A 22,278-nucleotide genomic window follows, 5' to 3' on the forward strand; every position below is an offset into this window, starting at 1 on the left:
GAATCAGATTGTCTATTTCTCAAATATCGCTATTTACTACGGTTATATTTTGAAAAGGCAAACGAATAATGGGTACAAAAAAAGAGACGCCAATAGGCGTCTCCTGGAGAAATATAAATGAACGCCCATTCTTTAGGCAAAAAATAATGGCTTTCCACCCCTTTTATTGGCGCTAGGTTCCATTACTTTGGCATCGCAAAAATGGAGGAATCAATTTTAGGGTTGAACACCATGTTAGATAAGGTCATGGTTATGGGGCCCGGCATGGCAGGGTTGCTGAGTTCGATCGTAGAGGGTAATGTCAGTCCGTCGATCGTTTTGTAATTACCGTACTGCGATTTGACCTCACCGCTTTGGCCCTGTACACTAACGGTTGCCTTACTTCCCGCCAATTGGAACGTAGTCGCATCGACGTAGTAATTGACTACGCCTTCGGGTCTTGTCACTTTCAGATTGAACACATCTTTGTCGTTCAGTTTTTCCTTACCGACCAGTTCGACCGGATACTTTTTGTCCTTCGCCGTAGCTAGTTCCGTGCCAATAATATAAGTGTTGCCTTTCTGAATCTTGACCTGATCCTCGGGTAATGCCTGTGCTCCGGAGCCACCCGACATAGGGTTGATCGCCCAACCTTTATCTCCGTCAACGACCTGCGTGATTTGCTGCCCCATTGCCGATATATCCGTACGGGACGACTGGCCAACAATAGTCGTTGTTTTAGCGGTCATGTCCATACCCATGATGTTCATGCCCTGGTCGAATTGAACGGTTTTTACGGCGGCCACTTTATCGGCGCCCCCTAAGGCAGCAATGTTTTTGTCGATTACTTCGGTGGCAGTCTGCGCAAAGGATAGGGCTGGAATGGCCAAAAGGGCCACAAGATTAATGAGTTGCTTTTTCATACAAAGAGATTAGTCATATAGTTTGTAAAGATACTGAACCTACATATAAAACGTCGGTAGGGGCCATGATAGTTGAAACAGTCGAATTCATTTCTAGTCAATTGGCAATTTTCGGAGCTGGTTGGCTTGCAGGGCTGACGGGCGTTCGTTACCTTCATCGGCTTAAAACTTAACTACCTACTCTACGATGCTGTCAACGACCCGCGTCAAGCTTTCTATCATGATGTTCCTCCAGTTTTTTGTCTGGGGGGCCTGGTACGGTCAAGTAACGAAATATCTTGAAACGCAACTTCATGCTACTGGCACACAACAGGGAGCCGCTTTTGCGACTTTTTCTATTGCTATGCTCATTGCCCCTTTCTTCGTGGGAATGATCGCCGACCGTTATTTTGCGGCTCAGAAAGTTCTGGGCGTACTCAACCTGTTGGGAGCAGTTATTTTGTTTTATCTCATTCAAGTGAATGATGCCGATCAATTTTTCTGGGTGCTATTGGTCTATTGCTTAACGTTTGCCCCAACGCTGGCTTTGACATCATCCATCGCAATGCAGCAAATGACCAGTCCGGAAAAAGAGTTTCCGGGTATACGTGTGTTAGGCACGGTCTCCTGGATTGTTGTTACCAACATTGTCGGATATTACGGCTTTGGTGATAAAGTCACAATTTTTCAACTGTCAATGTATTCTGCGATTGTGCTGGGTATTTTCTCTTTCTTTCTGCCGGATACACCACCTAAAGCCACAACGTCAACATCGGTTTCTCAGATTTTAGGGCTGGATGCATTCAAGCTATTTAAGGATCGTTCGTTCGCCATCTTCTTCCTGTCGTCTGTGTTGATCTGCATTCCGCTGTCTTTCTATTATGCCATGGCTAATCCGTCGCTTACGGATGGGGGGATGCAGAACGTTGAAAATAAAATGTCGCTGGGACAGGCATCGGAAGTAATTTTCATGTTGCTCATTCCACTGGCATACACTCGATTGGGCGTTAAAAAAATGCTACTCGTCGGCTTGGTCGCCTGGATTATCCGCTTCATTTGTTTTGGCTACGGCGATGGTGGCTCCCGTGAATGGATGTTATTCCTGGCCATTATTCTACATGGAGTTTGTTACGATTTCTTCTTCGTAACGGGCCAGATTTATACTGACAATAAAGCGGGTGAAAAGATAAAGTCATCAGCGCAGGGACTGATTTCACTGGCTACTTACGGCATTGGCATGGGAATCGGGTCGTATCTCTCCGGGATTGTGAAAGATATGTTCAGAACGGGAGATAGTGTCAACTGGACCTATTTCTGGCTGGTACCGGCAGGTATTGCGGCTGCTGTCCTGATCGTATTTGTATTGTTGTTCACGGATAAGAAACGGATTGAGACAACCAAAGACGAGCTGGTTCCGGGAAGTTTGTAAGTGAATGGACACAATGCATACGACCAACGTAACTGGTCGTATGCATCGTCTATAACCGTACAGTATGAAAAAGAAACGGCGGATTACATTCTATACGGACCTGAATGGCCCCATGAGGATCAGATACGGGAGCAGGTTGCTATGACACCCGAGGAGCGGTGGCGGGTGTTCATCAAGCTACGTAGAATGTATTTTGGCTTAACGGGTGAACCGCCAAAATTGCCTAAACGTATCACACTTATGAGGCCACCATGGATGTAGAAAATCCGGAGTTCTTGGACTTCGTCGTGGCTGATGATATTTATTTCCTGCACATTAATGACCTTCGGGAAACCAAAGTACTGGCCCGTCGGACGAGAGATTTAAACGATATTCTGATGATCGACGAGATCATTGAGGAGGTAAAAAAACAGGATAGCTCACCCGAGTAAACCGGCCTCCTTTCCCATTTTTTATATGCAACTCATTTCCTACAACATAAACGGTATTCGTGCGGCTATTCGCAACGGCTTGATCGACTGGCTGGCTGAGCATCAATTCGATATCCTTTGCTTCCAGGAAGTCAAAGCCACAACGGATGTTGTCGACCTATCCGTTTTTGAGCAGTTAGGCTACCAATATCATTGGCATGCGGCCGAGAAGAAAGGCTATTCGGGCGTAGCGACGTTTTCGAAAATTGCCCCGACTAATGTCGTCCTAGGTTGCGGTCTGCCCGTCTATGACTGCGAAGGCCGTATTCTGCGGACCGATTTCGGCGATCTGACCTTGCTCAATTGCTATTTCCCATCCGGTACGACCGGCGAAGTCAGGCAGGGCGTTAAAATGGAGTTTCTGCGCGATTTTTACGAGTATGTACAGAAATTGCGGAAAGAACGGCCGAAGCTGATCGTCGTCGGCGATTACAACATTGCGCACACCGCCATTGACATTCACGACCCGGTTCGGAACAAGCACACGACGGGTTTTTTGCCCGAAGAGCGTGCCTGGATGGATGCCTGGTTTGGCAGCGGTATGACGGATGGCTTCCGTTACAAACACCCCGGTGAGGTAGCGTATAGCTGGTGGAGTTACCGGGCCGGTGCCCGGACCAGCAACAAAGGCTGGCGTATTGATTATGCGTCCCTAACCGATAACCTGCGCGACCAGCTCATAGACTGCACCATGCTACCCGACGCCGTCCACGCCGATCATTGCCCGGTGTGGTTATCAATGAGCGAATGAGTGAATTAACGATACCCGCTTTTCCACTCTTTTGCTCTTTTAACAATGTATTTTCTCATTTACAAACCCTACCTCATGCTGTCCCAGTTTAGCCGGGAAGGGGATAAGCAGACGCTGGCCGATCTGAATTTTGATTTCCCCACCGACGTCTATCCGGTTGGTCGACTCGATGCCGATAGTGAAGGGCTGTTGCTGCTGACAAACGATAAACAGCTGAACCATCGCCTACTGAACCCGAAGTTCAAACACAACCGGACTTATTACGTGCAGGTTGACGGGGCGTTGACGGATAAGGCCTGCCAGCAATTGTCGGAAGGCGTCACGATCTCGGTAGATGGAAAACCGTACCACACATTGCCTGCTACGGCTGTTGGTATTGATCTGCCAGAGCTGCCCGAACGGAATCCGCCAATTCGTTTCCGGGCCGCCATTCCAACCTCGTGGGTATCCATTTCCCTCCATGAAGGCAAGAACCGGCAGGTACGAAAAATGACAGCTGCCGTAGGTTTTCCCACCCTACGACTGGTGCGCTGGGCTATCGAAAGTCTCACGGCCGACGGTATGGTGCCCGGCCAGGTGCGCGAACTTAGCCGGGTAGAAGTGTTACAGGGCTTGCGCTTAAAGTAACCTGGACATCCTGTCCGGTTGAGCGAAATAAACTTAGCCGGACAGGATGTCCGGGTTACTTATAAGATGCCTTCATCAGCAAAGCTGAAATATGCTTTGTCCGTAAAAATCAGGTGGTCAAGAACCGGAATATCCAGAAGTCGCCCGGCTTCTTTTAGCTTTCTGGTCAGGTCTTTATCCGCTTGTGAAGGCTGTAAATTGCCTGATGGATGATTGTGAAACAAGATCATTGAAGACGCCAGATGCTCAATAGCTTGTTTGAAGATTACTTTAGGATCGGCTACAGTGCCCGAAACGCCCCCCGTGCTGATCAATACCGGCCGCATAATTTCATTGGCGCGGTTCATTAGTAAAATCCAGAATTCTTCGTGGGGCTTGTCGATCAGGTGCGGAATCATCTCGTTATACGCATCGCGCGAACACGTGACCTTCGCTCGCTGGGGCCGGTCCTGTTCTTTTCGCCGACGACCGAGTTCGAGCGCAGCGATGATGGTAATGGCTCGGGCTTCCCCAATTCCGCGAAACTTAGACAGGTCTTTGATGCTCAATTTAGCCAGATCGTTGAGGTTATTATTGACACTTTTGAGAATAATCCGGGCTACATCTACAGCTGTCAGGTCGACAGTTCCCGAGTTAAGCAGGATCGCAATCAATTCGGCTTCCGAGAGGGCGGCTTTGCCTTTGAGCATTAGTTTTTCGCGCGGGCGATCTTCTTCTGCCCAGCTTTGAATAGTGCCGGAGGATTCATAAGTCATACATCTAAGTCAGTTACGGTGCTGGTTTGGTGTACAAAATGCACAAAAAAAACCTTACCCACAAAAAGGTAAGGTTTCGTATGACTTAGCGTCCGCAAAAACGGGCATTGTCTGCTTTGCAAGTAGCTTGTTGACTATAACACGACAACAATAACTGCTTATTAAGCCTGAGCGGCTTTCAGACTATTTACCAAACGAGCCAGCTTCGACTTGTTGTTGGCTGCTTTATTCTTGTGAATGATGTTACGCTTAGCGAGTTTGTCTAAGGCAGACGAAACTGTTTTGTACAGTTCAACGGCCATGGCGTGGTCAGTTGTTGTACGAAGTTTCTTTACCATGTTCCGGGTGGTTACGTGCTGGTAACGGTTCAACAGACGCTTCTTGGCACTCGACCGGATTGCTTTTTTTGATGACTTGTGATTTGCCATTGGTATATAAAATGAGATCGTTGTCGCGATATGAGGGCGCAAAAATAAGAATTTCGGATGGAACAACCAACTGTTCCATCCGAAATTCTTTGATTTACTTGACCTTACTGACGAATATCGGCGTTGACAGTCAACGTTTTTTCCCAGATAACCTCATTCTGTTTGACGAACTGTTTGTAGGCCGCACTGTTCTCAAATGTTTTTATATCCGCTTCGGACTGAAACGTCAGGTAGTGTACTACGTCATAGTCTGCAACCGCCTGATTTGGCAAAATTGTCTTACCGGAGGTGTAACCAACGATCTGTGGAATTTCATGCTTTAAGGACGCAAAACCATTCATATGCTGCTCAACAGCTGCATTTTCAACCCCTTTTTTGAATTTAACACACACAACTTGCTGTTTCTGAGCTTTTCTAGCAGGTGAGTAGGCACCGTAGATTGTTAAAGCAAAAGCACACAGCAACACAACGATTAGGGTATATCCCTTTGATTTAGCATTCATGTTATTCGAGATTTGTTATTTTGACCAAATTTTGTTTTGATTTACATGGTGCTTTAATTGAATAGTTAAACAATTTAGCTTAATAGTACCATGTTTTGTCAAATGTACAAACGTTTTATTTGGTTGTTAGGTTTGATCAATCTTTTTTTCGGTGGAACAGGAGCCGCGGGACCTGCTGCCCATGAACGGGCAGACGATCAGGTGTCTGTAAGGCCAGTTTTACCAACAGAACAGACGCGCTTTCTGGCCAATCATCGCCCGAAGTGGGGCTTCTTTGCGCATCAGCAAATTAACCGACTGGCCGTGTTCACATTACCAGCGGAGATGATGCCTTTCTTCAAGAAGTACAGTAGCTTTTTGGCCGATAATGCCGTAAATCCTGACAAGCGCCGGTATGCCGTTGTCGGGGAGGCCCCTCGCCATTTTATCGACCTTGATGCGTATGCAGATACGTCGGCTGCAACATTGCCCCGATTTTATAAAGACGCCACCGCCCGCTATGGGGAAGATACGCTGGCCCTGCATGGCCTGGTCCCCTGGCAAATACAGTTAACAAAATACCAGCTCACAGAAGCATTCAAACAGCGAAATGTTCGGCGAATTCTGCGCGTAGCCGCTGATCTTGGCCATTATATTGCGGATGCCAATGTTCCCTTGCACACGACCCGCAACTACAACGGGCAATTGACCAGTCAGCAGGGGATACATGGGTTTTGGGAGTCGCGCCTGCCGGAATTATTCAGCACGGACTATGATTTTCTAACGGGGCAAGCGGAGTATGTGGAGTCGCCCCAAAAGGCCGCCTGGCGGGCGGTGTTCAGGGCTAATGCTGCCCTAGATTCGGTATTGCGGTTCGAAAAGCAGCTTACGGAAGAATTGGGCGAAACGCGCAAATATGGCTTCGAAGAGCGTAATGGAATCACCGCCAAAGTTTATTCGGCCGATTTCTCGCGGCAATATAGTGAACGGTTAAGTGGTCAGGTTGAACGCCAGATGCGGGCGTCGGTAAAAATGGTAGGCGATTTCTGGTACACCTGCTGGGTAGACGCCGGTCAGCCGGATTTGCGGGCTTTGGCCAGGTATCAGCTTACTGATCAGGAGCAGAAGGAAGAAGTCGAAGAGAAGAAAAGCTGGCTGAAACGACTGTTTTCAGCGAGGGAAGAGAATTGACCGAATCAGTGTGTTATCTCTGGAAATAAATGATTTTTCTGACCGACTATGATTTATTAGTCTGCTTCTATAAAAGCAAAATCATAGTTGGTCAGAAAAATCATTTATTTCCAGCGGGGACGCCCGTGCGGTTTAGATATTACACCGAGAGTTTCTTCATGTACTCGGCGTCGTTTTTCAAGCTAACCATGGGCGATTCGGCGTATTCTTCCTGTTCGACCAGGAAGTACTTAATGCCGCTATCCATAGCCACCCGCAACGTCTTTTTGAAGTCGACATTACCTTTGCCCAGGTCATTCTGAACAGGTTTGCCTTCTTTTACCGTGTAGTCTTTTATATGGCATAATTCGTACCGGTTGCCATACTTTTTAAGGTGATCAGCCGTATTTACGCCTGCCACATCGATCCAGCACAGGTCCAGCTCGAACATTACCTTTTTAGGGTCAGTGTTGGCCAGCAGATATTCCTGAGGGAGTTTGCCATCGAGCGGACGGAACGAGTAATCGTGGTTATGATAACCAAATTTAAGGCCCGCCTTGCTTACTTCTTCGCCGGCGGTATTGAACATGTCCGCTATTTTCTTCCAGTCGTCCCAGGTTTTCTGCGGACCAATGTAGGGACATAGTAAATAGGTTAGCCCCGCATCGTGAGCCATCTCAATGCTCTTCTTCAGGCCGTCGGGCTTCTCCATATCGCCCCGGAAATTGAAGTGCGTACTCACCATTTTTACGCCAAGGCCATCCAGAAACGACTTCATTTCTTTCGGTTCCAGGCCCCACAAAAAGCCCTGCGCTCCGCTGAAACTTTCGAACTGTTTGTAGCCCATGCTGGCCAACTGCGTCATGATTCCCTTTGGATCTTTGGGCAGCACATCACGGGCACTGTACAATTGAACGCCAAACGGGCTGATCAGTTTGGCCGGGGCGTTGGCCAGCAGGTTGGTTTGGCTGAGGGTAAGGGCGCCCGCCGTTAACAGGCCGGACTGTTTAAGAAAATTACGTCGTTGCATTGTTGGTAAAAGTTTGCGGGAATAAAACGTAAAGATGGCGTTGTTTTACATAAAATGAGTGATAAATGATGAATGATGAATTTGTTTTCGTTTGTGTCAATAATTCATCATTTATCATTCACCATTCATTGGCATCGTATCTTTGCGGCCTTTCCCGAAGATGAATGACGTTTTCCAAATTATATCTGCAAGCCGGACGCGATGAGGCCCTCCGGCGTTTCCACCCCTGGGTGTTCTCGCGAGCCATCAGCCGTTATGAAGGTGATCTAAACGATGGCGACGTCGTGGAAGTGTTTGACAGTAAGCAAAAATACCTGGCCACGGGTCATTACCACGACGGCAGTATTGCCGTGAGGGTGTTCTCCTTTGGGGCAACGGCTGGCGGACCCGTTACGCCTGATTTGCCCTATTGGACGAAAAAACTAGCCCATATTCGGAGCATTCGGCAGGTGATCGTGACCGGAGAAACCAACTGCTACCGACTTGTTCATGGCGAGGGCGATGGCTGTACGGGACTAATTCTCGATGTATATAATGGCGTCGTCGTGTTTCAGGCTCATTCGATTGGGATGCACCGCGAACGGGAAATCATTACCGAAGCCCTCAAAGCCGTTTTTGGTGATGAGCTCAAAGCCGTGTACGACAAAAGTGCCGATACGCTGCCCGACGAATACGGTGCTACGGTCACCAATAGTTACCTTTTTGGCCGAACACCCGTGCCGCATCCGGTAAAAGAAAATGGCAATACGTTTCTGATCGACTGGATCACGGGCCAGAAAACCGGCTTCTTTCTCGATCAGCGCGACAATCGGGCCTTGCTGGCGCAGTATGCTCAGAGTAAGAATGTACTGAATGCCTTCTGTTATTCGGGTGGGTTTTCGGTATATGCGCTCAAGGCGGGTGCTTATTCGGTTCATTCCGTGGATGTATCGCAGAAAGCAATTGACCTGACAAATCAGAACATTACGGCCAATTTCGCGGAGGGCGATGAGCGGCATCAGGCGTATGCCGACGATGTCATGCATTATTTGAAAAACCACGATGGGCAATATGACATTGTCGTTCTAGATCCGCCCGCTTATGCCAAAAGCCAGTCGGCGCGGCACCGGGCGGTTCAGGGATACAAACGGCTCAATGCCGAAGGATTGCGTCGGGTAGCGAAAGGAGGTCTGTTGTTTACCTTTTCGTGTTCGCAGGTAGTCGATCGGGAGTTGTTCTACAATACGATTGTGGCGGCTGCTATCGAAGCGGGCCGGCAGGTACGTGTGCTGCATCACCTGAGCCAGCCCGCCGATCACCCCGTTAGTTTATTTCACCCCGAAGGTGGGTATCTGAAAGGATTAGTCCTGTGGGTGGAGTAAAGACGACGAATGTAAACTGATCTCCCGGCATTTGCTTCTTCCATTTTCCTGTCCAGAAAGATACAATCTTAGTAGCTTTACATTAATTTTGGGTCTCAACCGCACTGGCGGTCTAGTGGCCCGGTGCTCCGGTGGCTCGGCCGGTCTAGATAACCCGATATACACATAGCTAATTATGGCTGAATTAATCAGAATGCCCAAGATGAGCGACACAATGACCGAAGGCGTCATTGCGGAGTGGCACAAAAAAGTGGGCGATAAAGTAAAATCCGGCGATGTACTGGCCGAAGTTGAAACCGATAAAGCCACCATGGACCTTGAAGCCTATGATGAAGGTACATTGCTGTATATCGGTGTTGAAAAAGGCGCATCGGTGCCGGTAGATGGCGTTCTGGCCGTAATCGGTGCCGATGGTGAAGATTATAAATCGCTCCTCAACGGCACAAGTGGAGGAAGCCAGGAGGCTGCGGTCCCCGCGGCTCCCAAGCCAGATCCTGCTCCGGCTCCTGCGGGTGCATCCAGCGCCGAAACCACGTCGACCTTACCGGATGCGAAAGCCGTTTCGGCCGCGCCAGCCGAGAACGTCAATGCGTCGATCATCCGGATGCCCAAAATGAGCGACACGATGACGGAAGGCACCATCGTCGCCTGGCACAAAAAAGAAGGCGATACAGTGAAATCAGGCGATGTGCTGGCTGAAGTCGAGACCGACAAAGCTACCATGGACCTCGAAGCCTACGAAGAGGGTACACTATTATATATAGGCGTTAAAGAAGGGTCGTCTGTTGCCGTCGATGACATTATTGCCGTTGTTGGCGAGAAAGGCGCGAACTTTAAAGTACTGCTGGACGGAGGCTCGGCTCCTGCACCGGCAGCTACCGGCGAAGGAGGAAGTGCAACGGCGGAACAAAATCCGCAAGCCAGCTTACCCGCCGATGCCGATTCCGATTTGTCCTATGCAGGTGGCGCAGGTGATAATGTCGAATCCAACGGACGCGTAAAAGCCTCGCCGTTAGCCAAGCGTATTGCCGAAGAGAAGGGAATCAACCTTGCTCAGGTTCAGGGGTCGGGCCCCGAAGGGCGCATTGTTAAAAGCGATGTCGAGTCGTTTGTGCCTGGTAAAGCAGCTCCGGCTGCTCAGCCAGCAACTCCGGCCGCTCAGCCTGCCGCACCTGCTCCACAACCGGCTGCTCCAACGCAGGCCGCACCCACACCAACGCCTGCTGCACCCGCCCCAACTGGTGACTACGAAGATGTACCAGTTAGCCAGATGCGCAAAACGATTGCCCGTCGGTTGAGTGAAAGTCTGTTCACGGCTCCGCACTTCTACCTGACCATGGAAATCAACATGGATAAGGCGATGGAATTGCGGGGTACGGTCAATGGACTGAGCCCGGTTAAAGTATCGTTCAACGATTTTGTGATCAAAGCAGCTGCCTTGGCGCTGAAGCAACACCCGAATGTGAACTCATCCTGGCTGGGTGATAAAATTCGTAAATACAAATACGTCAATATTGGTGTCGCTGTCGCTGTCGATGAGGGTCTTTTGGTACCCGTTGTTCGCAACGCGGATCAGAAAACGTTGTCGACCATTTCGGGCGAGGTAAAAGAACTGGCGGGAAAAGCTAAAGATAAGAAACTCCAGCCAAAGGATTGGGAAGGCAGCACGTTCTCGATTTCGAACCTCGGTATGTTCGGCATCGAAGAATTTACGGCCATCATCAACCCACCGGACTCCTGTATTCTGGCGGTTGGTGCTATCAAGCAAACGGTGAAGTTTGAGGGTGATGCAGCTGGCGTTCCGGTGGCTAAACCAACGAACGTTATGAAAGTGACGCTCTCCTGCGACCACCGCGTTGTGGATGGCGCAACGGGTTCGGCCTTCCTGCAGACGTTCAAACAACTGCTCGAAGATCCGATGCGGATGCTGGTGTAAGTTAGTTTATAGTTTGAGATTTACGGTTTGTGGTGAATATTCACCACAAACTTGTTCATAAAAAAGGGCGCTCCCAGTAGTTGGGAGCGCCCTTTTTTATGATAGAATCGGGTAACTTAGATAGCGGCTGGTTCCAGAGCGCCCTGAAGTTTTTGCTCCAGTACGTTTTTGGGAACGGCACCGATTACTTTATCGACCAACTGTCCGTTTTTGAAAATCATCAGGGTTGGAATGCTGCGGATACCGAATTTAGCGGGAACCTGGGCATTTTGATCCACGTCCATTTTGGCAACGATGGCTTTTCCTTCGTATTCACCGGCCAGTTGCTCAACAACGGGCCCGATCATTTTACAAGGACCACACCATTCGGCCCAGAAATCTACTAAAACAGGTTTGTCAGAATTTATAAGATCGTTGAAGTTCGCGTCGGTTGCTTCTACGGCATGTGTTCCTGCTGCCATGACTGAAATGAGTTTATTAGTTGAACTTGTTTCATGCACATAAACCGTTTTCAGGGCGTTTAGTTCCGGGTTATCTGCGCACCCGCTTTCCACTTCATTGACTTTTGTTCCGGCGCTTTAGCTGTCCGGACAGCTACGTCTGGCCTGGAACGGTACGTGTCTATCCGAATAGGGTCGTTCTGATTTCTAAAACAGAATTGAATTTCGCCGTGGGACCGTACCCTCACTATAGTACATAAGAAAAAAGGCATATGTGCGGTATCATTAGTTTGCCTAGTACACTATCCCATAAGAGTCGAAAGGCGCTTGTGTTTTATCAATCCTCAACGTGTCTAGCCGTCTATGATTACTGAAAATAAAATCGATTCGTCCAGTAAAATCCAGAAGCAAACCGCCAATGCATTAACCCGTTTACGAGAACAGATACCGCTTACGCTCAAGGCTTCGGCTAATGATATTCAGGATGTGATCTGCTTTATGCATTTACGCTGGAACTTTGTCTATCAGCGACCACAACATCTGCTGATCAGGGCAAGCCAGCAGTGGCGAATCTGGTACATTGAGGAACCTGTCTGGCATGATACACTTCATCTGGACATTCGATCCGTCGGCGACAATATTCGGGTCGTGGTGCCTCATCTACCCCACGGTATCGATCCTGAAACGGCTATCCGGCTGCAGCGGCAGTTGGTCAATCAATTGATCGAGCAGCAGCACATCGATGACTATGTCAGCTGGTATTATACGCCGATGGCCATGCAATTCACGGACCATCTTCGCCCAAAAGTAGTCGTATACGATTGTATGGATGAGTTAGCGGCTTTTAAAGGCGCGTCTCCCCAACTGCTTCATGAAGAAAAACGACTACTCAGTCTTGCCGATGTCGTCTTTACGGGCGGGTATAGTCTGTACGAGGCCAAACTCTCGCGGCACGAAAACGTCTTTGCCTTTCCAAGTTGCATCGATTATGAGCACTTTGAGAAAGCGCGTACCGGGCTCCCTGACCCGGAAGATCAGCGGCACATAACCGGTCCGCGTATTGGTTACAGTGGCGTGATCGACGAACGACTTGACCTTGACTTACTGAGAGAGCTGGCGCACCGCTTGCCCGATTGGCAGTTTATTATGCTGGGACCGGTTGTGAAAATAGATCCTGCAACGTTGCCGCAAGGGCCTAACGTTCATTACCTGGGCATGAAGTCATATGCCGAATTGCCCGCTTATTTCAGTAACTGGAATGCCGCTTTGATGCCGTTTGCGATCAACGAAGCAACGCGGTACATCAGCCCAACCAAAACACCTGAGTATCTGGCAGCCGGACTGCCCGTGGTATCGACCCCGATTCGGGACGTCAAGCGGACGTATGGTGGATGGGATCAGGTATTGATTGCTGATTCGGCAGCCGCTATCGAAAAATCGCTGGGTCAGATGATTCGGTACGCGTCCACATCAGACCGAACGGCGCTGGATACGTTCTTGCGGGAACAATCCTGGGATCGTACCTGGCAGCAAATGCAGAAACTATTGATCGGGCAGTTAAACTATGCCACTGTAAAATAGAGACAGACATCAGATCGAATAAGCCGGGCCGCTAGTGACCCGGCTTATTTGCTTCTTATACACCTGTGAGCAACGTTGATCTGACCCTACGGCTCGTTATAAAGAATAGGGATTACTCGAATTTGGTATGAAAAACTTACTGACGATAACCAGTTTAGGGCTTCTTATAATGGCCTGCGGAGGAAGCAATACGCCATCCAATGTGAATTCGCCCGGTCAGGAGAAAACGGCGAAAACAAAGGTGCTCGAAGCGGGCGCAACGGCTATACAGGCCAGAAAACCCGTCGATAAATTGACCATTTACCTCGACGGGTTTCACTTTTACAACGGCCATATGGCGGGACAAATGGAAGCCCATCATTACTGCACCAAACTGAATGAAGACCTGACCCAGTGCGTCATTTTCGATGGCAATGGCGATAGCGCCAAGATCATGGGTGTTGAGTATATCGTTTCCGAAAAACTATTCAAAACCTTACCCGCTGACGAGAAAAAGCTGTGGCACAGCCATCGGTACGAAGTTAGAAGTGGTTCCCTCATTGCGCCGGGGCTGCCCGATCTGGCCGAACACGAGCTGATGGAAACCATCGTCAGCACGTACGGAAAAACCTGGCATACCTGGCACACAGATCAGGATTTGACACTTCCCCTGGGCAGTCCGGCCCTGATGATGGGATTTCTGAAAGATGGTCAGCTCAATAAGCAATTGGAACAGGACCGCGACCGGCGGTTTGAGGTGTCGACGGCCGATAAGCGGAAAAACCGTGCCGATATTCCGGCACTACCCGTTCAGCCCGGTGCTGATGCCTGGCAAACGGGTGATGTCGTTCAACTACCCAACTTGACCAGGCATGCACACCACTAGGCTTACTCAACCGCTGTGCTTAGAGAAGTGCCTATGTTAGCTGAGGCTCAGGACCTCTGAACGGGTCTAGTTTGGTAATGACGGGCAGTTGGATAGGCTTTCCTGACTGCGCCGATTGATAGATCGCTTCCATAATCCGATGGTCCTGCAAGCCTTCTTCGCCGGGTGTAAACGGTTGTTTATTTTGCTGGATACAGTCTGAAAAATGGTCCATTTCGGTCGCAAACTGATCTTTCTCCATCAGGTACGTATGGTCGTTGTGCTCTGCCTGACCAACGGCAAAAGATTGCTGTAGCTGAAGCCCGTTATACGCAAAGGCATTCTCCAGATTCAACCAGCCTCGTTCGGACAGAACCCGGTACCATCGCGATTCGTGTGCATAGTAATCCGACGCGCAGTTCGCAATCACTCCGCTTGGAAAACGCATCTGCCAGGATACCAGCTCCTCCACCTCCCGGAATAATGGATTTCCGGGCGTACTATATTGATAAGCAAATACTTCCGTTGGCTCTTCGCCCAAAATAAACCGGGCCGTGTTGAGGCAATATAAGCCAATATCGGGTAATGAACCACCGCCTGCAAGCGCCCGAATGTGCCGCCAGTGATTTGGGTTGGCTTCTACCTGCGCATTATGCAGTTGCAGCATTTTGGGCGCACCATATTGCTTCTGCCGGACCAGCTCACGAACGTAGCGATTGTGTGGTTCGTACTGGATTCGGTACGCAACCATCAGTTTGCGACCCGCTTTGTTGCAGGCATCGATCATGGCCTGGGCTTCGGCCGAGGATGCCGCCATGGGTTTCTCACTCAGAATGTGTTTGCCTGCCTGGGCTCCCCGGATGGTGTACTCGGCATGCATTGCGTTTGGCAATACGATGTAAATCACCTGTACGTCGGGGTTGTCTTTGAGCTGGTCGTAGGTGTCGTAGCTGTAACAATTCTGGGGTTTGACACCATACTGCTGGGCTACTTTCTGGAGTTTCTCCGGGCTACCGCTCACCAGCGCCACCAGCTTCGATTTTCGACTCCAGCCGAAGGCGGGAAGAATGTTTTCCAGGGCCAGATGCCCCAAACCAACGACCGCGTAGCCCACGCGCGTATCGGGTGGCTGTGGGGATGGGGTAGGGGGCGACTGCCGGTCGGCATCTCCACGAATGGGCTCCAGCTTGATCGGATCATCTACTTTGGGCGGAATAAGGGCCGGGGGCGAAACGGGTTGAATGTGCGGTACCGTGTCGGCTTGAGCCAGCGCCGATGGGCCGCCACGACGGGTCAGATCATTGCGGCCGTAGGTTGTTAGCAGGCCACCTGTTGTGCCGACCGCCAGCGTCCTCCCCATTCGTTTAAGAAATTCCTGACGAGAGTGGGGCGACATCGATTCGTCAAGCATGGTTTTAACGAGCTGTGTAAAGCGATTCATAGGCACAGTTGAGTTGATTGATACCGGCCGATAAACCCCTGTATGGGCCGATAGTTGATTTACCCATGAAAAAGTGAGCCTAATTGCCTGCCTATGCTTCAGGGCTGCAAAATCGGGTCTGTTGCGGTTAAGGGCCACTGTCGTTGTGCACAGGCAGCCGGCTATCGCGTGCCAGTACCTCACTTTATGGCAGCGTCTGGCCGTTCGATCAATTTTCCTGACTAACGGGTTAACCCGCATTCGGCTATCTGGTAATGTAGAGTTAGTCAACAGTTTAGTTTAGACCTTCTGACGTATGATCAATCAATACAGGCTGACCGTGCACCATTGGTGGATGGTACTCATAGGGGTGATCGGTATGACGACGGGCCTTGTGGCACAACCCGCGCAGCCCCCGTTGATTCAGTGGCAACGAACCATCGAGAACGGAAACCTGACGACCACCTCGCCCATACGGGCCGCCAGAGCGCCGAGTGGGGGCTATGGCGTCTTATCCGTACGAAATCTGGCACTGCTTTCGGCAAAGGGTGCATTAGTCTGGAACAAAGAGATACCCGGTTCTTACGCGGATAGCGCTACGACCCGAATCGCCGTTCAGGAGACCATTTCACTTGCGTCTACCCCCGATGGTGGTTTTGCGGTGTTGGCCCAGGATGTCCAAAAACGGTACTATGTCGCGAAGCTGGACTCGGCGGGAAATCAGGCCTGGAGCCGAACCGTGGAACGACCGGAAGCAGGCTCGCCAGCGCGATTGACGCAAAATGTGCTATCCAGTACGCCCGATGGAGGCTTTATGCTCGTTGGGACCTATACGGATAAACTAGCGTATTTGACGATTACGAAGTTAAGTTCGGAAGGGTACATGACAGGGCGCTGGCGCATCAAGTTTCAGGGTTCGACGCAATCGGCGACGCCCCTCATCAATCGACTTTTGACCTTACCCAATCAGGGCTATCTGCTCGTTGGGCGGGCTATCGGAAGCGGGCTGGCCGAGAGCCAGGGAATCGCGTTGCAACTGGACGCACAGTATAAACTGATCTGGCAGCAACAGTATCCCAATCTACGGGATATTCAGGATGTGGTCACGAACATGGGCGTTGAAGGAACCTACACCGCCATTGGGACGGGCGCGGGGAACAACGGGCAAGCCATTACCATTGCGCCCGGCAAAGCAGGTGACGGCAGCTCATTGGCCTCCATGCCAGGGGTCGTATCGATTAGCTCGCTCGTCTACGACGGGGTCGGAAACCTGACCGTACTTGATGCCGCACCCGGCAATAGTGGGGATTTTCGCTTATCCAGCGGACGATTGCCTGCCACATTCCGCTGGACGAAAAGTTTCGGGGGCTCCGGAACGGACAGACCGACGGCTTTGCTGGCTACCGATGATGGCGGGTATCTGGCTGTGGGTACCACGACATCGACGGATGGCGATGTAACGGGCAAATCAACGAAAACAGTAGCTGCCTGGGTGCTTAAACTGGGTAACTCGCCCGAGGTAACAACGCTGCGGTTAGTCCCTCCCGTTTACGATTGTCAAACGGGCCGGATACGCCTGCATACGAGCGGGGGTGATGGCTCACCCGTTCGTTTCAGTGCAACGGGCGTCATTCTTGTCTCACCCACCGATAGTGTTGGCACGGTGGAGCAGGCGTTTCGCACGGATTCGAGCATCATTACGATACGGGCGAGCCAGCATGAACAGACGGTCAGTTACACGTTCAACGTGGGAGCCGCCTGCCCTTCTGATACGACTGGAGCCTCGCCTACTGACTCGCTACGGCTGGTTGCTCCTACATACAACTGCGAAACCGGGATAATTACCTTGCATGCGGCTGGAGGAGACAGCTCTCTCATTGAGTACGCTATCGAAGGCAGTACGGGCTGGACAATCAATCCTACGCAAGTCCTTCCGCCCGAGTTGCGGGATGCCAGGCTCATCAGGCTCATGGCCCGTCAGCACGGGAACGTAGTCACGTATTCGTTCGATAGTAAAGCAGAATGCGGCCGGGCACGGCTCGCTGCCCGTGAAGAAGCACCCTCCGGCCTGACGCTTGTTTTGAGGGGTAACCCCACCCATGATGCCGTAACAGTTGACATCAAGGGTGCCCAGGACCAGGCTTTGCGTATTCGCCTGGTCGACAGTCGCGGGCGGCTGGTGGAGGAGCGGACTATTGACCAGGCGGGTATCGACGAGCAACAAACCTTCGATCTCCGTCAGCAGCCAGCCGGTACACTGCTCTTGTCTGTGTCTGGCGATGGGCAAGTTCGGGCCGTAAAGGTCATCAAGCAATAAGGCCTTGACTGCTTACAGCTAGGGATTTAACTCAAGTTGTCAGATTCAGATGCCAGGGCGGTCGCGCTAGCGATCAGATGTTTGTATAAAAGGTGATTTCGCGCTAGGTATTGGTCGCGTAGCGGTACGGCACTAGCTGGTATGCCATGGGAAGCGTTCGACAATCCACTGCACTTAGTGGGCCAGTTGATCTTTAATACGGGCATCGACTATGTCGACGACTGGTCAGGTAAATTGTATTCTGACGCATGATCAGGGTATGTATGGGCGGACCAGTACGTTTTTCGCTTAGAAACTGGCGGACAGATTTAAAAAATAATAGCCGCCGTTGAAACCGAACTGAGTGGCGTTACGGCCATAAATGAACCGCCCAAATGACGAGTTATCCAATACGGCCGATCCGTATCGTTCCGGTGTTGGGGCATTGATGACCCGCAAAGGATCGGGGTAGACATTGAGCAGATTATTGGCACCCAGGGTCAAATTCAGGTTTTTTAGAACGCGATACGAAACGTTCAGGTCGGTAACGAAACGCGGGTTGAAAGTCTCGTCCAGAGCGGGGTTGATTGGGTCGTAGGATTCGACCGTGCCAAAGCGGGAGATGCGGAGAACCGCCCCGAACTTGCGTAGCCGGTAGTTGAACGTCAACTGAATTTTACTGCGCGGCTGAGCCGACGTAAGCCGGGCGCTGTCCTGCCGATTGAACAGAAAGTTGCCAAGCGTGACATCCGTCGGGAGATTGGCCGGGCGCTGAATTTCGCCAATCAGTTTGGTCTGGTTAAAATTGGCCGCCAGAGTTATATCGAGCGTGCCCGTATTGAGCCGTGGATTCGTTGCCAGCACAACATCAATACCCTGCGTTTGTGTGTTGACGGCATTGGCAAAAAATTGGGCGCTGTTTACGTCCGTTTGCCCGGCCCCATTCAGAATGTTGGCCACAATCAGGCCTGCGCCACTCGTGCCGCGCGAAAACTGGTTGCTATAAATGATCCGATTATTGATCCTGATGTGATAAGCATCTATGGTCAGGCTGACATTGCTGAGGGGGCGGGAGGTAACGCCGACACTGAAATTGACCGACCGCTCGGCACCCAGTGGCGGCACGCCAAATGCCTGGGCAATGGGGCTGTCGTTGCGGAACGTACCCGTTTGGCGGGGCTCCAGCCCCTGCCCGGTCGAGACGAAAACGGTGCTGATGGCACTAAAATACCGCTGGTGCAACGAGGGCGCCCGGAAGCCGTTGCTCACCGAACCGCGCAGGGAAAACGCTTCGCTGAACCGGTACCGGGCAGCCAGTTTTCCGGCCAAGTTTCCGCCAAAATCGGTGTAATATTCGTAACGCCCGGCGGCATTGAGAAGCAGCCGGTCGGTTACGTCCGATTCGACATCCACGTAGGCTCCGTATACATTTCGGCGGGCATTTACGGCATTGGAAGGCTGATAACCAGGAAACACCTGCGATCCACCAACCTGGCCCGACTGCGGGCTGAAGTTTAAATACGAAGCCGCTTCGCCGGGTTTGATTCGATACTGGTCATTGCGGTACGTTAACCCAGCCGCTACGTTAAACGAGGTTAGCCCTAACTGCTTGCCGAAATCTTTGGCGGCTCCCAGATCGGTGGTATTCTGGTAAAATGAGAGCGTACCGGCATAAAATGAGGTTGGGTTGTTCAGCGGCCCGAGGTAGGCCAGCGATGCATTGTTCGAATTGGTAACGTCGAAGCGAAACGAGTTGCCGCCATACACATTGCTGATATCCCAGCGCCAGCCTTTGGTTTCGCCATTGACACCCACCAGGAGTGACTGGTCATTGATGCTCGACTGAATATTGGGTAAAAAACCGTTCGGGTATAAGGCCGTGATGACCTGCGTTGTCTGGTAAGGATACCGATAAAAACCAGCCGCCAGGCCCCGGCGGTAATTCAGGCCACCCGTGGCGTAAAAGCTGGCCGATGTTCCCCGAATCGGTACACTTGCATTCAGGAAAAACCCCGCATTCTGGACCCGGGCATTACCTACTTGCAGGTTGTTCGACACATCGAACCCATTCTGACGAATCAGGGCCTGATCCTGCTGGTACAGCGCCTGCCGACGGGCAACATAAGCCGTAGCCGATTCGCCGGTTTGTTGCCCCGCGTTCCAGTTTACGTAGACTGGCCCCGTATAATCGCCGGCCCGGTTGGTGGCTCCCCGATGGCGGAACTCGCCCGTGAGGTTCAAAAAGCCCTTGTCGCCGAGCTTGAAGCCGTGGTTGATGCCGACTTGTGCCACCTGGCCGTCACCTTCATACTGCTGGCCGACCTGTGCATTGATGGTTGTGCCGGGCTGTGATTTAAGCCGCAGGTTGATAACCCCCGCAATGGCATCGGAGCCGTACTGCGAGGAAGCGCCATCCCGCAGCACCTCGATCCGCTCGATGGCTGACGAAGGGATGGCGTTGAGGTCGGTGCCAACTGAGCCGCGCCCAACGGTGCCATTCAGGTTGATCAATGCCTGATTGTGCCGCCGTTTGCCGTTGAGCAGCACCAGCACCTGATCGGGGCCAAGACCGCGCAGGGTGGCCGGGTCAACGTGATCGGTACCATCCGACACCGTTTGCCGGGATGAATTGAACGACGGAGCCACAAACGTTAATTGCTGCGTCAGGTCCACCTGGCCCGTGGCTACCAGATCACGTGATTGAATGACGTCGACCGGAGAAACCGTCTGGGTGCTGGACCGGGCCTGCGTCGAGCGTGAGCCAACGACGACGACCTCATTTAAACTAGCGAGGCTCTCAACCAGTCGCACATCGGCGTTGGCGTCGGTGCCAGCTGTGACCTGTACGGAAATGGTTTGGGTGGCATAGCCAACAAAACTAACGCGCAAGCTGTAGGTTCCTGGACCAAGGGCAAGCGAGTAGGTGCCATTGGCGTCGGTGATGGCACCCGTATTCTGGCCGGTCACCAGAATGGATACGCCGGGTAGGTTGGTCCCCGTCGTTGCATCCGTTACCCGGCCCCGAACCGTTTGTGCCAACGCGTATGCGCTCGTCAAAAGCCAAAGAAAAAGAAGTAGCGTCAGGCGCTGGTGTCTGTATAGTTTATGCATAGGGAATCACCCAGGGTAGCGTTTCTACCTCGCCGGGTGCGCCTTACTAACCAACTGGTTACGGGGTACTGTCATGGAAATGGAACGGGAAATGAGGAAACGGTGCCGGTGTTGAAGAATGCTTATTAAAGGGGTTATCCTGAATCATTAGCTAGTATTAAATAACTGCTGATTTTTTCATTCTCGCCGGATTTTAACCCGGCGAGAATGAAAAAAATAGTACAATTTCTGTGCTTATTTGAGGCAAGTCAATGATTCCGAAAGCAGGCCGTTCCCTAACCATCTGGTAACCGTACCAAACGATTTCTGCCAGGCGGAGTATAGTTATTCGTATTGTCAATCGTTTAACATCTGGTAAATCATGAACTCAACGACCACAGAAAGCTCATCTACTCAACAGGATCCGCTAACAAAGTACCCTCAGCCGCCTTATTCTGATGAGAAACAATCCGCCCCTGGCACCGAAGCCGAGATGCAGCCCAAGGCCGACCACGGCGAAACGTCGTACCGGGGTTCCGGGAAGATGGAAGGGCGTAAAGCACTTATCACGGGTGGAGATTCCGGCATTGGTCGGGCGGTGGCTATTGCCTTTGCCCGCGAAGGAGCCGACGTGCTGATTTCTTATTTGAACGAAGACGAAGATGCCCGTGAAACGGCTCGTTACGTAGAAGAGGCTGGCCGTAAGGCCGTATTGGTGCCTGGCGATATCCAGGATGAAGCGCATTGTAAGCAATTGATTCAACGGGCTGTCGCTGAGTTGGGCGGGCTCGATGTGCTGGTAAACAATGCCGCGTATCAGATGGCCCATGAGTCGTTGCAGGACATTTCGACGGAAGAACTCGACCGGACATTCCGGACAAATATTTTTGCGATGTTTCACCTATGCAAAGCTGCCGAAGAACACCTCAAACCGGGGAGCACGGTGGTGAATACCACGTCGGTCAATGCGTATAAGCCGAGCCCTCAATTGCTGGCGTATGCCGCTACCAAAGCCGCTATTCAGAACTTTACGGCCAACCTGGGTCAGGTCTGGGCCGAAAAAGGCATCCGGGTCAACTGCGTAGCGCCGGGACCCGTCTGGACTCCGCTCATCCCGTCGACGATGCCGCCCGAAAAAGTAAAAAACTTTGGACAGGATGTGCCGCTGAAACGGGCCGGGCAACCTGCCGAACTGGCACCCATTTATGTCTTACTGGCTTCTGATGATTCCAGTTACATGACAGGAAGCACGGTGCAGGTAACGGGCGGTTCACCAACGATTTAACA

At 51.3% G+C, this 22,278-nt stretch carries 19 protein-coding genes; 11 read left to right on the forward strand and 8 right to left on the reverse strand.

Going from position 1 to position 22,278, the window contains the following annotated elements; translation table 11 throughout:
* Nucleotides 1-182: 182 nt before the first annotated feature.
* The gene (locus ACYVAM_RS16570) at nucleotides 183-902 is read right to left on the reverse strand and encodes a DUF4292 domain-containing protein (RefSeq protein ID WP_461068913.1); all 720 of its coding nucleotides are present in this window, start codon (nucleotides 900-902) and stop codon (nucleotides 183-185) included.
* Between the two features lie 187 nt (nucleotides 903-1,089).
* Here ACYVAM_RS16570 and ACYVAM_RS16575 point away from each other — a divergent pair, with 187 nt between their 5' ends.
* The 4 genes from ACYVAM_RS16575 to ACYVAM_RS16590 all read left to right on the forward strand — a co-directional run bounded on the left by ACYVAM_RS16575 (nucleotide 1,090) and on the right by ACYVAM_RS16590 (nucleotide 4,158).
* Nucleotides 1,090-2,310 (forward strand): nucleoside permease, encoded by a 1,221-nt coding sequence (locus ACYVAM_RS16575; protein ID WP_461068915.1) that lies wholly within the window; start codon nucleotides 1,090-1,092, stop codon nucleotides 2,308-2,310.
* Nucleotides 2,311-2,561: 251 nt separating this feature from the next.
* The gene (locus tag ACYVAM_RS16580; RefSeq protein WP_461068917.1) at nucleotides 2,562-2,741 is read left to right on the forward strand and encodes a hypothetical protein; all 180 of its coding nucleotides are present in this window, start codon (nucleotides 2,562-2,564) and stop codon (nucleotides 2,739-2,741) included.
* A gap of 25 nt (nucleotides 2,742-2,766) precedes the next feature.
* Entirely contained in the window at nucleotides 2,767-3,531 is a 765-nt protein-coding gene (locus tag ACYVAM_RS16585; RefSeq protein ID WP_461068919.1) for an exodeoxyribonuclease III, read from the forward strand.
* A 45-nt stretch (nucleotides 3,532-3,576) separates the two neighbouring features.
* Nucleotides 3,577-4,158, forward strand: coding sequence for a pseudouridine synthase (locus ACYVAM_RS16590; protein WP_461068921.1), 582 nt, complete (start codon nucleotides 3,577-3,579; stop codon nucleotides 4,156-4,158).
* 59 nt (nucleotides 4,159-4,217) lie between these two features.
* Here ACYVAM_RS16590 and radC read toward each other — a convergent pair whose 3' ends face one another.
* The 3 genes from radC to ACYVAM_RS16605 form a co-directional block, all read right to left on the reverse strand.
* Nucleotides 4,218-4,913 carry a RadC family protein gene (radC, locus tag ACYVAM_RS16595; RefSeq protein ID WP_461068923.1) on the reverse strand — a complete coding sequence of 232 codons (696 nt, stop codon included), beginning with the start codon at nucleotides 4,911-4,913 and terminating at the stop codon, nucleotides 4,218-4,220.
* Nucleotides 4,914-5,074: 161 nt separating this feature from the next.
* Nucleotides 5,075-5,341, reverse strand: a complete 267-nt coding sequence (gene rpsT, locus ACYVAM_RS16600) for a 30S ribosomal protein S20 (RefSeq protein WP_461068925.1) — start codon at nucleotides 5,339-5,341, stop codon at nucleotides 5,075-5,077.
* 104 nt (nucleotides 5,342-5,445) lie between these two features.
* The gene (locus ACYVAM_RS16605) at nucleotides 5,446-5,844 is read right to left on the reverse strand and encodes a Dabb family protein (RefSeq protein WP_461068927.1); all 399 of its coding nucleotides are present in this window, start codon (nucleotides 5,842-5,844) and stop codon (nucleotides 5,446-5,448) included.
* 132 nt (nucleotides 5,845-5,976) lie between these two features.
* Between ACYVAM_RS16605 and ACYVAM_RS16610 the strand changes: the two genes are divergently transcribed.
* Nucleotides 5,977-7,014: a zinc dependent phospholipase C family protein gene (locus ACYVAM_RS16610; protein ID WP_461068929.1), complete on the forward strand. Its 1,038-nt coding sequence runs from the start codon at nucleotides 5,977-5,979 to the stop codon at nucleotides 7,012-7,014.
* Nucleotides 7,015-7,153: 139 nt separating this feature from the next.
* Here ACYVAM_RS16610 and ACYVAM_RS16615 read toward each other — a convergent pair whose 3' ends face one another.
* Nucleotides 7,154-8,023: a sugar phosphate isomerase/epimerase family protein gene (locus ACYVAM_RS16615; RefSeq protein WP_461068930.1), complete on the reverse strand. Its 870-nt coding sequence runs from the start codon at nucleotides 8,021-8,023 to the stop codon at nucleotides 7,154-7,156.
* Nucleotides 8,024-8,187: 164 nt separating this feature from the next.
* Here ACYVAM_RS16615 and ACYVAM_RS16620 point away from each other — a divergent pair, with 164 nt between their 5' ends.
* Together ACYVAM_RS16620 and ACYVAM_RS16625 are read left to right on the forward strand one after the other, a co-directional pair.
* Nucleotides 8,188-9,384: a class I SAM-dependent rRNA methyltransferase gene (locus tag ACYVAM_RS16620; protein ID WP_461068932.1), complete on the forward strand. Its 1,197-nt coding sequence runs from the start codon at nucleotides 8,188-8,190 to the stop codon at nucleotides 9,382-9,384.
* Between the two features lie 175 nt (nucleotides 9,385-9,559).
* A complete protein-coding gene (locus ACYVAM_RS16625; RefSeq protein ID WP_461068934.1) occupies nucleotides 9,560-11,320 on the forward strand; it encodes a pyruvate dehydrogenase complex dihydrolipoamide acetyltransferase in 1,761 nt (586 codons plus the stop codon).
* Nucleotides 11,321-11,436: 116 nt separating this feature from the next.
* Here the strand turns inward: ACYVAM_RS16625 and trxA are convergent, their stop codons facing one another.
* Nucleotides 11,437-11,781, reverse strand: a complete 345-nt coding sequence (gene trxA, locus ACYVAM_RS16630) for a thioredoxin (protein WP_461068936.1) — start codon at nucleotides 11,779-11,781, stop codon at nucleotides 11,437-11,439.
* A 342-nt stretch (nucleotides 11,782-12,123) separates the two neighbouring features.
* Between trxA and ACYVAM_RS16635 the strand changes: the two genes are divergently transcribed.
* Nucleotides 12,124-13,341: a glycosyltransferase gene (locus ACYVAM_RS16635; protein ID WP_461068938.1), complete on the forward strand. Its 1,218-nt coding sequence runs from the start codon at nucleotides 12,124-12,126 to the stop codon at nucleotides 13,339-13,341.
* A 127-nt stretch (nucleotides 13,342-13,468) separates the two neighbouring features.
* Nucleotides 13,469-14,206, forward strand: a complete 738-nt coding sequence (locus ACYVAM_RS16640) for an OBAP family protein (RefSeq protein ID WP_461068940.1) — start codon at nucleotides 13,469-13,471, stop codon at nucleotides 14,204-14,206.
* A 31-nt stretch (nucleotides 14,207-14,237) separates the two neighbouring features.
* Here ACYVAM_RS16640 and ACYVAM_RS16645 read toward each other — a convergent pair whose 3' ends face one another.
* A complete protein-coding gene (locus tag ACYVAM_RS16645) occupies nucleotides 14,238-15,626 on the reverse strand; it encodes a Gfo/Idh/MocA family protein (protein WP_461068942.1) in 1,389 nt (462 codons plus the stop codon).
* Between the two features lie 295 nt (nucleotides 15,627-15,921).
* On the opposite strand from ACYVAM_RS16645, the gene ACYVAM_RS16650 reads away from it, so the two are divergent.
* Entirely contained in the window at nucleotides 15,922-17,922 is a 2,001-nt protein-coding gene (locus tag ACYVAM_RS16650; RefSeq protein WP_461068944.1) for a hypothetical protein, read from the forward strand.
* Nucleotides 17,923-18,210: 288 nt separating this feature from the next.
* Here the strand turns inward: ACYVAM_RS16650 and ACYVAM_RS16655 are convergent, their stop codons facing one another.
* Nucleotides 18,211-21,012 (reverse strand): TonB-dependent receptor, encoded by a 2,802-nt coding sequence (locus ACYVAM_RS16655; protein ID WP_461068946.1) that lies wholly within the window; start codon nucleotides 21,010-21,012, stop codon nucleotides 18,211-18,213.
* Between the two features lie 361 nt (nucleotides 21,013-21,373).
* Here ACYVAM_RS16655 and ACYVAM_RS16660 point away from each other — a divergent pair, with 361 nt between their 5' ends.
* Complete coding sequence (locus tag ACYVAM_RS16660; protein ID WP_461068948.1) at nucleotides 21,374-22,276, forward strand: SDR family oxidoreductase; 903 nt, start codon at nucleotides 21,374-21,376, stop codon at nucleotides 22,274-22,276.
* The last annotated feature ends 2 nt before the right edge of the window (nucleotides 22,277-22,278 follow it).

It is taken from the genome of Spirosoma horti (genome assembly GCF_054776595.1).